This window comes from Polaribacter sp. Asnod1-A03 (assembly GCF_045063585.1).
Lineage (GTDB): Bacteria > Bacteroidota > Bacteroidia > Flavobacteriales > Flavobacteriaceae > Polaribacter.
This window is the reverse complement of record NZ_JBEFOE010000009.1, coordinates 1261695-1277454: the sequence shown is the minus strand read 5'-3', so window position 1 is coordinate 1277454 and position 15760 is coordinate 1261695. Positions and strand designations below refer to the sequence as shown.

General features: G+C 29.0%; 13 protein-coding genes. 5 read left to right on the top strand and 8 right to left on the bottom strand.

From position 1 onward, the window contains the following. Positions 1–69: 69 nt before the first annotated feature. Complete coding sequence (locus tag ACJJVY_RS06155; RefSeq protein ID WP_405606128.1) at positions 70–1551, top strand: PLP-dependent aminotransferase family protein; 1482 nt, start codon at positions 70–72, stop codon at positions 1549–1551. A 147-nt stretch (positions 1552–1698) separates the two neighbouring features. Here the strand turns inward: ACJJVY_RS06155 and ACJJVY_RS06150 are convergent, their stop codons facing one another. The 6 genes from ACJJVY_RS06150 to dnaN form a co-directional block, all read right to left on the bottom strand. Next, on the bottom strand, positions 1699–2562 hold the full coding sequence (locus ACJJVY_RS06150) for an RluA family pseudouridine synthase (RefSeq protein ID WP_405606127.1): 864 nt from the start codon (positions 2560–2562) through the stop codon (positions 1699–1701). Further along, the gene (locus ACJJVY_RS06145; protein ID WP_405606126.1) at positions 2562–2981 is read right to left on the bottom strand and encodes a VOC family protein; all 420 of its coding nucleotides are present in this window, start codon (positions 2979–2981) and stop codon (positions 2562–2564) included. Before ACJJVY_RS06145 ends, ACJJVY_RS06150 begins: the two co-directional genes overlap by 1 nt. Before the next feature lie 31 nt (positions 2982–3012). Further along, positions 3013–4704 (bottom strand): gamma-glutamyltransferase, encoded by a 1692-nt coding sequence (gene ggt / locus ACJJVY_RS06140; protein WP_405606125.1) that lies wholly within the window; start codon positions 4702–4704, stop codon positions 3013–3015. A gap of 8 nt (positions 4705–4712) precedes the next feature. Next, positions 4713–5963, bottom strand: coding sequence for a M14 family metallopeptidase (locus tag ACJJVY_RS06135; RefSeq protein ID WP_405606124.1), 1251 nt, complete (start codon positions 5961–5963; stop codon positions 4713–4715). A gap of 11 nt (positions 5964–5974) precedes the next feature. Next, entirely contained in the window at positions 5975–6517 is a 543-nt protein-coding gene (locus ACJJVY_RS06130) for an ACP phosphodiesterase (protein WP_405611599.1), read from the bottom strand. Between the two features lie 156 nt (positions 6518–6673). Next, positions 6674–7792: a DNA polymerase III subunit beta gene (gene dnaN / locus ACJJVY_RS06125; protein ID WP_405606123.1), complete on the bottom strand. Its 1119-nt coding sequence runs from the start codon at positions 7790–7792 to the stop codon at positions 6674–6676. 176 nt (positions 7793–7968) lie between these two features. Between dnaN and ACJJVY_RS06120 the strand changes: the two genes are divergently transcribed. The 3 genes from ACJJVY_RS06120 to ACJJVY_RS06110 all read left to right on the top strand — a co-directional run bounded on the left by ACJJVY_RS06120 (position 7969) and on the right by ACJJVY_RS06110 (position 13556). Then, positions 7969–10467 carry a PIG-L family deacetylase gene (locus tag ACJJVY_RS06120; RefSeq protein ID WP_405606122.1) on the top strand — a complete coding sequence of 833 codons (2499 nt, stop codon included), beginning with the start codon at positions 7969–7971 and terminating at the stop codon, positions 10465–10467. 244 nt (positions 10468–10711) lie between these two features. Further along, positions 10712–12604 (top strand): sodium:solute symporter, encoded by a 1893-nt coding sequence (locus tag ACJJVY_RS06115; RefSeq protein WP_405606121.1) that lies wholly within the window; start codon positions 10712–10714, stop codon positions 12602–12604. Further along, a complete protein-coding gene (locus ACJJVY_RS06110) occupies positions 12585–13556 on the top strand; it encodes a Gfo/Idh/MocA family protein (protein ID WP_405606120.1) in 972 nt (323 codons plus the stop codon). Before ACJJVY_RS06115 ends, ACJJVY_RS06110 begins: the two co-directional genes overlap by 20 nt. Before the next feature lie 3 nt (positions 13557–13559). On the opposite strand, the gene ACJJVY_RS06105 is transcribed toward ACJJVY_RS06110, so the two are convergent. Further along, positions 13560–14177: a class I SAM-dependent methyltransferase gene (locus ACJJVY_RS06105; RefSeq protein WP_405606119.1), complete on the bottom strand. Its 618-nt coding sequence runs from the start codon at positions 14175–14177 to the stop codon at positions 13560–13562. Between the two features lie 124 nt (positions 14178–14301). After that, a complete protein-coding gene (locus tag ACJJVY_RS06100) occupies positions 14302–14829 on the bottom strand; it encodes a DUF2911 domain-containing protein (RefSeq protein WP_405606118.1) in 528 nt (175 codons plus the stop codon). Positions 14830–14935: 106 nt separating this feature from the next. On the opposite strand from ACJJVY_RS06100, the gene ACJJVY_RS06095 reads away from it, so the two are divergent. Continuing rightward, the gene (locus tag ACJJVY_RS06095) at positions 14936–15706 is read left to right on the top strand and encodes an NAD(P)H-binding protein (protein WP_405606117.1); all 771 of its coding nucleotides are present in this window, start codon (positions 14936–14938) and stop codon (positions 15704–15706) included. The last annotated feature ends 54 nt before the right edge of the window (positions 15707–15760 follow it).

The window sequence follows — 15760 nt, the reverse complement described above, 5'->3', positions numbered from 1 at the left end:
TTTATCAAAAATAATACATTTATGGACTCTTGTAATCGTCCAGAATTAAAATAGATAATAGTCCAGTTTATGTTTCCTTATAAAACCAGTTTTCAATTAGATAGAAAAAGCAAGCAAGCTTTGTATTTACAGTTATCTAATCAGTTTATAGCATTGATTAAAGAACGAAAATTAATGCCAGAAACAAAGTTGCCAGGAAGTAGAACATTGTCAGAAATGCTGCAAGTACACAGAAAAACGGTTGTGGCTTGTTATGAGGAATTATTGTTACAAGGTTGGGTAGAAAGTATTTCTAAAAAAGGAACGTTTATCAATGCAAAACTACCAGAATTACATCAACAAGAATTGATGTCAAAAAAAGAGATTTCACCTATAAATAATATTGGATTTCAATTTTATAAAGACAAATCCTTAGAAAGAATATCACCAGAAATTAAAGAGGGTTTTATGTATTTAAATGATGGTGTTTCTGATGCAAGATTAACGCCTACAGAAGATTTGGCAAGAACTTATAGGCGGATTTGTAGTAGAAAAGATATTTATAAAGAAATGTCTTATGGATCACTTTTTGGGAATGAAAAATTACGGATTACGTTGGCAGATTACTTAAATAAAACACGTGGATTAAACATTCATAAAGACAATGTTTTGATTACTAGAGGAAGTCAAATGGGCATTTTTTTATCTGCAAAATTATTGTTACAAGAGAATGATAACATTATTGTAGGACAGACAAATTATACTTCTGCAGATACTAATTTTTTACAAAGAAAAACAAATTTGGTAAGAGTTTCGGTGGATGAAAATGGTTTGGTAACCGATGAAATTGAACAAATTTGTAAGCAAAAATCAATAAATGCAGTGTATGTAACTTCTCATCATCATCATCCAACAACAGTTACTTTATCTGCGGAAAGAAGAATTCATTTATTAAATTTAGCGAAGAAATACAATTTTGCAATTATAGAAGACGATTATGATTACGATTTTAATTACAATCATTCGCCAATTTTACCTTTGGCAAGTCATGATACAAACGGAAACGTAATTTATATTGGCTCTGTTTGTAAAACCGTTGCGCCCGTTTTTAGAGTTGGATATGTAATTGCACCAAAAGAATTTGTAAATGAAGCAGCAAATCAACGTAGATTTATTGATAGACAAGGAGATGCTTTGTTAGAATTGACTTTTGAAGATTTTATAAAATCGGGTGATTTAGACAGACACATTAAGAAAGTGATGAAAGTTTATAAAACTAGAAGAGATTTGTTTTGTAAACTTTTAAAGGAAGAGTTTCCAACTATTTTTAATTTTGAGAAACCAAAAGGAGGAATGGCAGTTTGGATTACTTTAGATAAAAAATATTCGTGGAAAACAGTATCAGAAATTGCTAAAAAACACAAACTAGAAATAGGCGAGTGGCAACGTTATGATAATGCGAATTCTGGGCATAATTCTATAAGAATGGGTTTTGCAACGTATAATGAAGAAGAAATGATTGAGTTGATAAACAGACTTTCTAAAACAATGAATGAAGTTATTCAAATTTAAAATGTTCTCGATACAAAATTTCTGAAAAAGAAATTTCACTCGAACTGACATTACTTACAACCAGTTTAATTTACATAATGTTAGATCGAGTGATTTTGTTTATTTACAAAATCGTATCAAGATGTTTTTATAATATTTTTATTTGAATTAAAAATTAGGAAAAATCTTCGTAAATTTCTTTGGCAACTCTTTTGAAATAGAAATTTTTTCTTTCGTAAACGGATGTATAAACTCTAAAGTAGCAGCGTGTAAATACAATCCTTTTCCGTTTAAAATTTTGTCATCCAAAAAGTATTCTTTGTCACCCAAAATAGGATTTCCTATTGACAATAAATGTTTTCTTAATTGATGTTTTCTACCTGTTGTTGGTTGTAATTTTACCAAATTTAAAAACTCAAAACGTTTAGATATTACAGATTGTAAAACGGTATAATTTGTATAAGCTTCCTTTTTATCAATAAAAGAATTGATAAAACCTTCAGAATTCATTTTACCAATAGAAATTGCAAAATAGGTTTTTTGTATTTCTTTATTCTTAAATATTTTTCCTAATTCAATAATAGAAGCACTTGTTTTTCCTATTAATAAAAGTCCACTTGTTGGATAATCTAATCTGTGGATAGGTTGTGGTTTTACAGCATCAGATAAAGTACTCTTTTTTAGATTTTGAGTTAATCCATTCGCAATGGTTACAAACTTATTTCCGTTGACCAAAATCCCTGCTGGTTTATAAATAATAGCTAAATAATCATCTTCAAATAAAACTTCTAAATCTAGTTGTAATCTTTCAAAAGTTGATGAATTTTCTGATTGATAAAGCTCAATTTTTTCTCCTCCAGAAATAAACTTTGATGTAGAAGCTACATTTTCGTCAATAAAAATAAGCTCTTTTTTGATGGCTTTTTTAATGCCAGATTTAGTGGGGATTGTATTAAAAATCCCAACGCCGTATTCTTGAAAACGAATTGGGATTTCTAATTTTTCTACAATATGAGTTTCTACTAATTGCATTATTTTGCAAACAATTGGCTCATGTCTTGAAAAGCTTTAAATTCTAAAGCATTATTTTCTGGGTCTTTAAAAAACATGGTAGCTTGTTCTCCCACTTTTCCTTTAAAACGGATACAAGGCTCAATTTCAAATTTTGTGTTTGCAGCTTTTAATCTTTCTGATAATACATGCCAATCTTCCCAAGTTAAAACGACTCCAAAATGCGGAACAGGAACATCGTGTCCATCAACAGGATTTGAAATTCTTTCCGGTTTAAAATCATCTTTTTGATGAATAACCAATTGATGTCCGAAGAAATTAAAATCGACCCAATTTTCTGTACTTCTTCCTTCTTCACAGTTTAAAATATCTCTGTAAAAAGTTCTACATTTTTCTAAATTTTGCACCGGAATTGCTAAGTGAAATGGTTGTACTTGCATAATTTTTAAAGTTTTATATGTCTAAAGTAAATTAAAATCCAACAGCTGTATCGTCTCCACGTTTGTCTGCACCACCTTCTAAACTATCGTTTGGTAACACTAAAATGGCCGAAACTTTACCAATAATTCTAGAAGTTCCTTCATCAATATTATAACCTAATTTTTCTAGCTCAGAGATTGTTGTTTTATCAAAGCTATTAGGTTCCATTTTTACAACATCCGGCAGCCATTGGTGATGAAATCTTGCTGCATTTACAGCTTCTTGCATACCCATTTTATATTCGTGTACATTTAAAATTGTTTGTAAAACCGATGTAATAATTGTAGATCCTCCAGGAGTTCCTACTACCATAAAAAGTTTGCCATCTTTTTCTACAATCGTTGGCGTCATAGAACTTAACATTCTTTTTTCTGGTTGAATTTCATTGGCTTTTGCACCAATTAAACCAAACATATTTGGTACACCAGGTTTGCTAGAAAAATCATCCATTTCGTTGTTTAAGAAAAAACCTAATTCAGACGAATATAATTTAGAGCCATAAGCTCCGTTTAAGGTTGTTGTTACAGAAACAGCATTTCCAAATTGATCTACAATAGAATAATGTGTAGTTTCATCACTTTCTATAATTTCTATATTTCCGTGAGAAACATCTGCTGATTTTGTCGATTTTTCAAAAGAAAAATCAGCCATTCTTTCTTTGGCGTATTCTTTAGAAATTAATTTTTGTTGCGGAATGGTCACAAAATCAGGATCACCTAAAAAGAAACTTCTGTCCGCATATGCACGTCTTTCTGCTTCTGTAATTACTTGAATTGATTTAGTGCTATTATGACCAAATTTATCCAAATCAAAAGGTTCAATAGCTCTCATAATTTGTGCTAAAGCAATGCCACCACTAGAAGGAGGAGACATCGAAATAATTTTTAAATCATCGTAATTAAAAGTAACGGGAGTTCTCCATTTTGCTTCATATTTTTCTAAATCTTCTACAGTCATTATTCCTCCATTAGCTTGGATAAAATCTACCAATTTTTTGGCAGTTTCTCCTTTGTAAAATTCGTCTCTTCCGTTTTGTTGAATTAGAGTTAATGTTTCTGCTAAAGCAGGATATTTAATGGTGTCATTTTCTTGCCAATCTTTAGTAAAAAGAATAGAGTCTTTATTTACTTTTAAAAACGAAGGCTGGTAATTTTTGATTCTTTTAGCTTGTTTATTGGTAACAATAACACCGCGTTTTGCCAATGCAATTACTGGTTCTAAAATTTCTTCGATAGATAATGTTCCAAATTTTTTATGAGCCGAAAAAATACCAGCAACAGTTCCCGGAATTCCAATAGCCATTGCTCCAGCAGTGCTTTTACCTTTAATTACATTACCTTCATCATCTAAATACATGTCTTTAGTTGCCGCTAAAGGAGCTTTTTCTCTGTAATCTAAAGCACCAATTTCTCCATCATTTTTTCTATACACCATAAAACCACCACCACCAAGATTTCCTGCAAAAGGGTAGGCAACCGCCAAAGCCATTTCTGTGGCAAACATGGCATCAAAAGCATTTCCACCTTTTTCTAATATAGCAGCACCAATTTTAGAAGCTTCTTCTCTAGCAGTAACAACCATCGCTTTTTTAGTTGTTAAACCAATGATTTTTTCTTTTTTTTCTGGCGTTTTACAATGTATTAATAATAAAGAAAGTGTAAAAAGTAAGCTAAGTTTTTTCATGTGTATATTTAGTTTTGTTCTAGTAATAATTGCATTAATTTAATTGCAGAAACTTCTCCTTTTTTCTTTAAAAGATCTCTAGGTGTATCGTCTCCAATTTCATAAGTTAAAGATTCTGCATTAAAGGTATTAAAGAAATATCGAGTGGAGATTACAGAATTTATATTATCTGAAGGTTTTATGTTAGGGTCTAAGTTTAACTCTTCTCCCATTTGCTGTATCATTTTTGGCACAACACCAGTAGCATTACTTTTTAATGCAGGATTTACTGTGTAAAAAATATCATGATATGTTGAATGAAAATCTACAAAAAAATATATTTTTTTTTCATTTTTAGTAAGACTATTATAATAGTTTTCTACAACGTTTATTTCTGGCTGATTTTTATTACTCCAATCTCTATTTAAATCAATTCCGCCAACATTATGTCTCCAATGCCCGTTGTCAACACCATCAGGATTTACCATAGGAACCACATAGGTAGAAAATTGTTCTCTAAAATTTTTTGCTAAATCAGTATCAGAAGCAATTGTTTCTACAAAAGATTTCATGGCTAAATAACCAGTAACTTCTGGCGGATGTTGTCTAGAGATTACGGCAATCATTTTTTTATTAGAACCTTTTCCAATCTCTAAAGCTTCAATTGTTCTTTTTTCTTTACTAAATCCTATAGATTTACTTTTAATAAATGGTTTTTTTACCAATGTTTGTATCCAATTTTTATTGTCTGTAGAATTAATTACCTCTTGTGCAGCAACCCATAAAGTATCAGCATTAATTGCTAATTTTAATTGCGCAATTTTAGCTGATTTAGAAGTTGTATCAGTTCTTATAAGTTGATAATTTATAGGTTCTATCGGATTCCAGTTTTTACCATCGATACTAGTTTTAGGATGATAACGATGTTTTACATTGTTTAAATATGTTAGATTTATATAGATATTTGTTGGTTTTTTAGACCAAATTTTAAAAGCATACCAAGGACTAGTGTTGATAGGTGTATTTTCTGGAGTAATAAGTGTGCTAATTAACGTATCATTAATTCTTGTGATACCGTTTAATCTTGCTCCATCAAAATTGTTTGTTACATAAATATTATCACCTAAATTAAAGACGTCTTTATACTGTTTTTGAGTTGGTTTAGTATTTGTAGAAACTGCTTTTACAGGAGGTTGACCTTTCCATTTCGTTGCTTTTTCTGTCGTTTTACAACTGAAAAATAAAAATGAAAAGAATAAAAATAGAAGTGTTTCTTTCATGATTTAGATGTTTATTCGTCGATTTCTTTTATTTTTTGATGTGAATATTCTTTTAAATCTTTAAAAAATAAGGTAAAATCTTCTTCGAGCTCTTTATGTAAAATATTTAAATCTTCTATTGCCAAATTCATTTGAGATTTACCTTTTGTTCTAGTATTCATTCCGTTTAAAACACGTTCAATTCCATTTTTAAATTGATAATTGTAAAGAATATCATATTCAATCATATATTTGATAAAATTCTGAGACTTTAAAGGAAGTTCTAATTTTATTTTATTAAACAAATTATAAACAGATCTGGTGTAAATATCTAAAGGAATTTCGGAGTAATTTACCCAATTTTTAGCTAAAAAATAATCATAAAAAATATCGATGATAACACCGTCATAATGTCTGTAACGAGGATGTAATCTTCGTTTACTTTGCCTAACAATAGGATGTGTATCTGTAAAAGTATCTATTTCTCTGTGTAAGAAAATACCTTGCTGAATTTCTTTCGAAAATTTTTGGTAATTATTACCTCTTATATGATCAGCAATAAAATTACCAATCATAAGATTGGTATTGTTTTCTGATAAATAGAGGTGAGCTAAAAAATTCATAAGGGTAAATGTAAACAAAAAACCACAACTTTTAGTTGTGGTTTTAAATATCATATACTCTTATTTTTTAAGAATAATTATTATTTTATCTCAAAAAAGAAGATTTTTTTAGTTGTTTAACATAACTGGCATAACTAACATCGTTACTTTTTCACCTTCGTCAGTTCCATCAATAGGTGTTAAAATTCCAGCTCTGTTTGGTAAAGACATTTCAATTAAAACCTCGCTAGAACTTAAGTTGTTTAACATTTCGCTTAAAAAACGAGAGTTAAAACCAATTTGCATATCATCACCTTGGTAATCGCAACTTAAACGCTCGTCTGCTTTATTAGAAAAATCTAAATCTTCTGCAGAAATATTTAATTCTGTTCCTGCCATTTTTAAACGAATCTGATGCGTAGTTTTACTAGAAAAAATAGAAACACGTCTTACTGAGTTTAAAAAAGAAGCTCTATCAACCGTTAATTTATTTGGATTTTCTTTAGGGATTACTGCTTCGTAATTAGGATATTTTCCGTCAATTAATCTACAAACTAAAACAATGTTATCAAATGTAAATTTTGCATTTGCATCGTTATATTCAATAGTTACTTCACTTTCAGAACCACCTAGAATCCCTTTTAATAAATTCAAAGGTTTCTTTGGCATAATAAATTCTGCAGTTTGATCTGCAGTAACATCTGTTCTAGAGTATTTTACCAATTTATGAGCATCGGTAGCAACAAAAGTTAAACTTTGTGAGCTAAACTGAAAGAAAACTCCACTCATTACAGGGCGTAAATCATCATTTCCGGCAGCAAAAATTGTTTTAGAAATAGCAGTTCCTAAAATGCTTGCAGGCACAACTGTTGTACTTGGTGATGTTAATGAAACGGCTTTAGGAAACTCATCTCCACCAAAATAAGCCATATCATATTTACCTTGATCAGAACTAATTTCTATAGTGCTTTCTCCATCGGTTTTAAAGGTAAGTGGTTGGTTAGGAAAAGTTTTTAAGGTATCTAACAACAAACGTGCAGAAACAGCAATAGAACCAGAACTGTCACTTTCTACATCAACTACAGAGCTCATAGTTGTTTCTAAATCTGATGCAGAAACTTTTAATTCATTTTCAGATAATTCAAATAAAAAATTATCTAAAATTGGTAAAGTGTTGTTGCTATTTATAACGCCTCCTAAAACTTGTAATTGTTTTAATAATTGCGAACTAGATACAATAAATTTCATGTAATGTCTTTTCTTAATTTGATTTACAAATATATTCTAAAAAAGTGACTTTAAAAATTATTTTATCAACAGGTTATCAGCACTTTTTTTAACAGATTAAGAAACGTTATAATTATGTTAACAAATTAAAATCTGTTACTTAAAAAACTACTTTTGTTTTTGATTATATTTTAATTATGAATAAAAATTTACTTTCTATTGCTGCTTTTTTATTGATTTCTATATCAATATTTGCTCAAAAACCACAAAAATTAACTTCCAATCAAATTTATGAAAAAGTTCAGAAATTAAATTTTTTAGGAACCGCTTTATATATTGCCGCTCATCCGGATGATGAAAATACTCGTTTAATTTCTTATCTATCTAATCATGTAAAAGCAAGAACAGGTTATTTGTCTTTAACCAGAGGAGATGGAGGTCAAAATCTAATAGGACCAGAAATTAGAGAGTTATTAGGGGTAATTAGAACGCAAGAGTTATTAGCAGCAAGAAGTGTAGATGGAGGAGAACAAATGTTTACAAGAGCTAATGATTTTGGTTTTTCTAAACATCCAGATGAAACTTTAGAAATTTGGAATAAAGACGAAGTTTTAAGTGATGTTGTTTGGGCAATTAGAACTTTTAAACCAGATGTAATTATCAATAGATTCGATCATAGAACACCAGGTACTACACACGGGCATCATACAAGTTCTGCAATGTTAAGTGTAGCCGCTTTTGATATAGCAAAAGATTCTTTAAAATACAATGATCAATTAAAATATACCGACACTTGGCAACCTAAGCGATTGTTTTACAATACATCATCAAGAGCTTTTAAAAGTGCGGCGGCTTTTAATGAAGCTGCAAAAGATTTAACTTCTTTTGATATTGGTGAATATTACGCTTTAAAAGGATTGTCTAATAACGAGATTGCTTCTATTGCAAGTAGCCAACATCTAAGTCAAGGTTTTGGTCGATTAACAACAAGAGGATCTCAAAAAGAATATGTAGAGTTTTTAAAAGGAGATTCTTTAAAAGTTAAAAGCGATATTTTTTCTGGAATTAATACTACTTGGAATCGTATTGAAGATGGTGGAGCAATTGGTAAGATTTTATATGATGTAGAAGCAAATTTCGATTTTGTAAATCCGTCTAAACATTTACCTAAATTAATGTTAGCCTATAGCATGATTAAGAATTTAGAAGATAATCATTGGAAAACAATTAAAGAAAAGCAGATAAAAGAAGTAATAGAAGCTTGTGCAGGTTTGTATTTAGAAGCTTCTGCAAATAGCTCTTCTGGAACACCAAACTCTAAAATTGATGTAAATTTTGAAGTTTTAAATAGAAGTGATGTAAATATTCAATTAACATCCATAATTGCTGATTTAGATAATAAAGAAATCTTTAAAGGATTTAATTTAACAAAGAATAAAAAGTTTACGTTTAAAGAGAAAATTACTTTAAAAACAAATGATTATACAGACCCTTATTGGTTGCGTAAAGATGCTAGTTTAGGCATGTATACTGTAGATAATCAAGAATTAATTGGGTTGCCAGAAACACCAAGTATCACAAAAATAACGTATAAATTAATTATTAATTTTGTACCGATAACAATTACAAAAAATATTGTTAGACGTTATTCAGAAAGAGATAAAGGAGAAATTTATGAACCTTTTGAAGTTTTACCAGAAGTGTCTACAAAACTATTAGATAAAGTTATTATTTTTTCTGATAATTCACCTAAGAAAATCAAAGTAGAAGTAAGTGCTGGTGCAAATTATATTAATGGAAATGTTCGTTTAGAAGCGCCAGAAAATTGGGTGGTTTCTCCTAAAGAAATCAATTTTAACATTCCTTTAAAAGGGGATAAACAAATTATAGAATTTACGGTAACCCCAACAGAAAATGAATCTGAGGGTAAATTAAAAGTAATTGCAAATTCTAAAGGAAAAGATTATACTAAACAATTTGTAGAAATCAATTACAATCATATACCAAAACAGGCTGTTTTACTTAATTCTGAAGCCAAAGTTGTTCGTTTAAACATTAAAAAAGAAGGCGATTATATTGGTTACATAAAAGGAGCAGGAGATGTTGTGCCAGAAAGTTTACGTCAAATTGGTTATAAGGTAGAGTTGATAAATCCTGCTGAAATTAATGATAAAAATTTACATAAATACGATGCAATTGTTTTAGGGGTTAGAGCTTATAATGTTGTAGATGAATTAAAGTTTAAACAAAAATTCTTGTTAGATTATGTAGAAAAAGGAGGGAATATGGTTGTACAATACAATACCAATAGAAATGTAGATGTTGGTGCTCCTTATCCTTTAAAATTATCTAGAGATAGAGTAACTGATGAACATGCAGAAGTTTTAATTTTAGCAGAAGAAAACACTTTAATGAATTTTCCTAATAAAATTACCAACAAAGATTTTAATGGTTGGGTACAAGAAAGAGGTTTGTATTTTCCTGTTTTTTGGCACGAAGCTTATGTGCCAGTTTTATCGATGCATGATAAAGGAGAAAATATGAAATTGGGAAGTTTACTAATTGCAAAATATGGTAAAGGAAATTACATTTATACAGGTTTAAGTTTCTTTAGAGAGTTACCTGCCGGAGTTTCTGGAGCTTATAAAATATTCGCAAATATGTTATCTGTTGGTAAAGAAATAGAAAGTAAATAAATAGGTTTAGCCCTGATTGAAACGGCATCCTTTTTCTCTTAGTTCGAGTGAATTTTAAAGGATGAAAAATTTGTATAGAGAAACAAAGAAAAAGATATAGTGGAAAGAAGGAAATAGCTTCAAAATAAATTACATGAAAGAACCAAAACATACCTGGAAAAAAGAATACTCATTGGTATTAATTGCAAATGTAATTTACCTGATTGCATTTTATTTTATCACAAATTATTTTACAGTTTAGTTTATGGAAATTGCAAGTAAATTACATACAATAGATTGGATTATTCTGTCTGTTACTTTAATTTTTATTGTTGCTTACGGTACGTATGTTACTAGAAAAAATGCCAACGTAACCGATTATATAAAAGGAGGAAGTGACTCTAAATGGTGGACGATTGGTTTGTCTGTAATGGCTACGCAAGCAAGTGCAATTACATTTTTATCTACGCCAGGGCAAGCTTTTCATAGTGGAATGGGTTTTGTGCAGTTTTACTTCGGATTGCCAATTGCAATGATTATAATTTGTGTGGTTTTTATACCTATTTATCACAAATTAAAAGTGTATACAGCTTATGAATTTTTAGAAGGAAGATTCGATTTAAAAACCAGAAGTTTAGCGGCAATTTTATTTTTAATTCAGCGTGGTTTGGCTGCCGGAATTACCATTTTTGCTCCTGCAATTATTTTAAGTGCTGTTTTAGATTGGGATTTGTTAACGTTAAATATTATCATTGGTTTTTTGGTAATTATTTACACAGTTTCAGGAGGAACAAAAGCGGTAAATGTTACGCAGAAACAACAAATGATTATCATTTTTATAGGAATGCTAATTGCATTTTTTATGATAATGAGTCAGTTGCCAGAGAATATTACGTTTACAAATGCATTAGAAATTGCAGGTGCAAGTAATAAAATGGAAGTGTTAGATTTTTCTTTTGATTTAAGTAATAGATACACAGTTTGGACAGGTATTTTAGGAGGAACCTTTTTAATGTTGTCTTATTTTGGAACAGATCAAAGTCAGGTACAACGTTATTTATCTGGGAAATCTGTAAGAGAAAGCCAGTTAGGTTTAATTTTTAATGGATTATTAAAAGTGCCAATGCAGTTTTTTATTCTGTTAATTGGTGTAATGGTTTTTGTTTTTTATCAATTTAATGCATCGCCTTTAAATTTTAATCCAGGAGCAAATGAAGAAGTTTTAAAATCGGAATTTGTTGAAGAATATCAACAATTAGAAGCAGAACATACCATAATAGAAAATGACAAAAGATTGTTGTTTTCTGATGGATTTCAATTAGAAGAAAAAGACAGAATTCAGGCTTTAAACAAAAGAGATTTAGAATTAAAAGAAGCTGCAAAAGAAATTATTAAAAAGGTTGATGAAAAAAACACCTTAAAAAAAATAGAGTCTAATGACAAAGATTATGTCTTTATTCATTTTATTTTAAACAATTTACCAAGAGGATTAATTGGGCTTTTATTGGCCGTAATTTTATCGGCTGCAATGTCATCAACAGCATCAGAATTAAATGCGTTAGCAAGTACAACCGCCATAGATTTGTATAAGCGAAATGTAAAAGAAGAAAAAAGTGAAGAGCATTTTGTAAAAGCATCAAAATGGTTTACGTTACTTTGGGGACTTATTGCTATTTCTGTAGCTTGTATTGCTAATTTATTTGATAATTTAATTCAGTTAGTAAATATTATTGGATCTATTTTCTACGGAAATGTTTTAGGGATTTTCTTGTTAGCATTCTTCTTTAAAAAAGTAAAAGGAAATGCAGTTTTTATAGCTGCATTAATAACACAAATTCTCATTTGTTCTATTTATTATTTTGGAATTTACCAATTAGAATCACAAGGATTAGAGCCTATTATTAGTTATTTATGGTTAAATTTTATTGGATGTATTTTGGTTTTGTTTTTTTCTTTATTGTTTGTATTTAAAGCTATAAATAATCAAAGTAAAATTGTTCTAATTATAACTTCTTTAGCTATTTTTAAAATTACTTACGATATTTTGAATGATGTTTCTTTAAATATTGCTCATGTAGTTACACTAATTATTTTGTTTTTATTTTTAGGATACTTTAATATTGATAAAAAATTAAATTATGAAAAAGAAAACAATTAAATGGGGAATTATTGGCCCTGGAAAAATAGCAAATAAATTTGCCAAAGATTTAGCAACTTTAGAAAATGCAGAATTGGTAGCCGTTGCTTCTAGAAGTAAAGAAAAAGCAGTTGATTTTGCTAATAAATACAATGCAGAAAAAGCATATGATTCTTATTTAGAACTGGCTAAAGATTCTGATGTAGATGCGGTTTATATTGCCACTCCACATAGTTTTCATAAAGAACATGCCATACTTTGTTTACAACATAAAAAGGCAGTTTTATGCGAAAAACCTTTTGCAATGAATTTGCAAGAAGTAGAAGAAATGATTGATGTGGCTAAAGAAAATAATGTTTTATTGATGGAAGCCTTATGGACTTATTTTTTACCACATTATAAATATGTTTTAGACATAATTAAAAGTGAAAAATTTGGAAAAGTAAAAACTTTGGAATCAGATTTTGGTTTTTACAATGTGTACAATACAGATAGCAGATTGTTTAAAAAAGAAGTTGGTGGTGGTAGTTTATTAGATATTGGTATTTATCCAATTTTTGCAGCTTTGTCAAGTTTAGGAAACCCCGATTCTATTAAAGCAGAAGCTACTTTTTTTGAAAACGGAGCAGATTCTGAATGTAATGTTATCTTTAATTATAAAACAGCCAAAGCTTTTTTAAGAAGTACACTTTTAGAAAAAACACCTACAAATGCTATTTTTACTTTAGAAAAAGCAATTGTAATTATAAATACACGTTTTCATGAACCAACCACTGTAAGTATTATAGAAAATGGTAGCGAAGAAATTATAGACTTCAATTACAATACAATTGGTTATAGTTTCGAAACAGAACATTTTAATCAATTATTAAGAGAAAACAAAACAGAAAGTGATATTATGACTTTCGATTTTTCTTTAAACTTGATAAAAACTTTGGATAAAGTTAGAAATATTATAGGTTTAGAATACTAGAATTTAACTAATTTTTCTTCCTATAAACCTAATAACTTTACTTTTTGCTTTATGATACTCTCCTTCATCTAATACAACTTCTTTTTCTTCTAGTAATATAATTTTAAAATTTGGAAAATCTTTTTTAATCATATCGATAGAGAATAAAAAATCTATGCTCTTTGGTCCTCCTGCATTCGGATTTTCTTTTTGTAGTTCTAGATGATTTGTGCTAAAACCTTCAAGAATTATAAATCCATTTGGTTTTATCAATTCCGCTATTTTAGTGTGATATTTTTTTATTATAGTAGGAGGGAAGTGCGCAAAAATTAAAGCAGCAGCATCAAATTTTTCGTTTAATAAATTTAGATTAAAAAAATCACCAATCTCATAATTTAAACCTACATTTTCTTTTTTAGCAAGTTTTAAAGCTTTGTTTTTACCTTCAATACTAATATCAAAAGCAAAAGATTCTAAACCTTTTTTGGCTGCATAAACAGCATTTCTTCCTTCTCCTTCTGCAGGAAAAAGAATTTTACCTTCTATGTTGTATTTTTTTAAAGATTCTTTAAAAAACAAGTTAGGTTCTGTACCGTAAGCATATTCATTTTCTGCATATCTATTATCCCACATTTCTTTCATGATACCTAAATTTATTTATTTAAAACAAAGTTAATTATTTAGAAAAAGAATTTTAATAATATAAATCATAAAAAAATCTCAAGCTTTCACTTGAGATTTTAAATAAAATATTTTAATGGTGTTTTTAGTTTTTTACTTCAAACTTTGCACCTACGTAAGTGTTTTCCCACATTAAACCTAAAACTCCAGATGTCATTGTTAAGTCATCAAAAGAGATTGTAAAAGTTTCAATTTTCATTGGTATTGAATCTACTTTTGCACTTACTTTTAAAGCGACTTTACTTTCATCCCATTCTTTTGGATTTCCCCAGTTTGTAGCATCAGAATAAAAAATAACATCCCAAGATTCTTTGTTAGGTATTGTGTATAATGCATAAGTTCCTGCTTTTAAAGATTTACCAGAAAATGTAACATCTTTGCTAAAAGTTATTTTAGTATTTTCATTGGCTCCAGTTCTCCAAACTTTTCCAAAAGGAACTAATTCTCCAAAAATAGTTCTGCCTTTCATTAGCGGTCTAGAAAATTCTACAGTAACATCTGTAATACCAACTGTTTGAATTATCTTAGAATATTGACTTGCTTTTGGCTTTTTTTGTGCTGTTGTAGAAAAAGAAATAGCAACTACAAATAGACCTAGTAAAAATTTTTTCATTTTTTTATCGTTTTTAATTTTGATAAAATTACGATTTCAAAAAATGAGTATTGTTAACAAAACCTTAAAAATGGATTGTATCTTTGTGAAAGAAAAGAAGGTTTAAATGAAAAATATTAGTGTTTTAGGTTGTGGTTGGTTAGGGAGATCGTTAGCAATTTCTTTGTTAAATGAAGGTTACTTTGTAAAAGGTTCTACAACAAGCGAAGAGAAACTAGACCTTTTAGAAGACAACGGAATAGAACCTTATTTAATTAATATTAGTGAATTTGAAGAGTTTGATAGTTTTTTAAATTCGGATATTTTAGTTGTTGCCATTACTTCTAAAGATATTGATGGCTTTGAAAATTTGATCTCTCAAATAGAGAATTCTAGCATTCAAAAAGTAATTTTTATAAGTTCAACCTCTGTTTATGATAGAATTAATAAAGTAATGACAGAAGAAGAGGAAGTTATTAAAAATCATCCTTTAGTAGAAATAGAAAATTTATTTAGAGAAAAAACATTTTTCGAAACTACAATTATTCGTTTTGCTGGTTTATTTGGAGATGTAAGGCAACCTTTTAATTGGTTTAAAAACGGGCGAAAAATTCCGCAACCAAAAGGTTTTGTAAACATGATTCATAAAGAAGATTGTATAGAAATTATTCACGAGATTATCGATCAGAATTGTTGGGATGAAACTTTTAACGCTTGTTCTAATCATCACCCAACAAGAAGAGAATTTTATACTTTGGCAAAATTAAGTAATGGTTTTGAAATGCCAGAATTTGAAAATAATGAGGTTTACGAGTGGAAAATTATCAGTTCTAAAAAAGTACAAGAAGTTTTAGATTATACTTTTATTCATGATGATTTATTGGGGCTTTATGTATAAAAAATAGGTATTTATCAGTTTGAGTTATTTTTGATTTTAAGAGAAAACTGTATC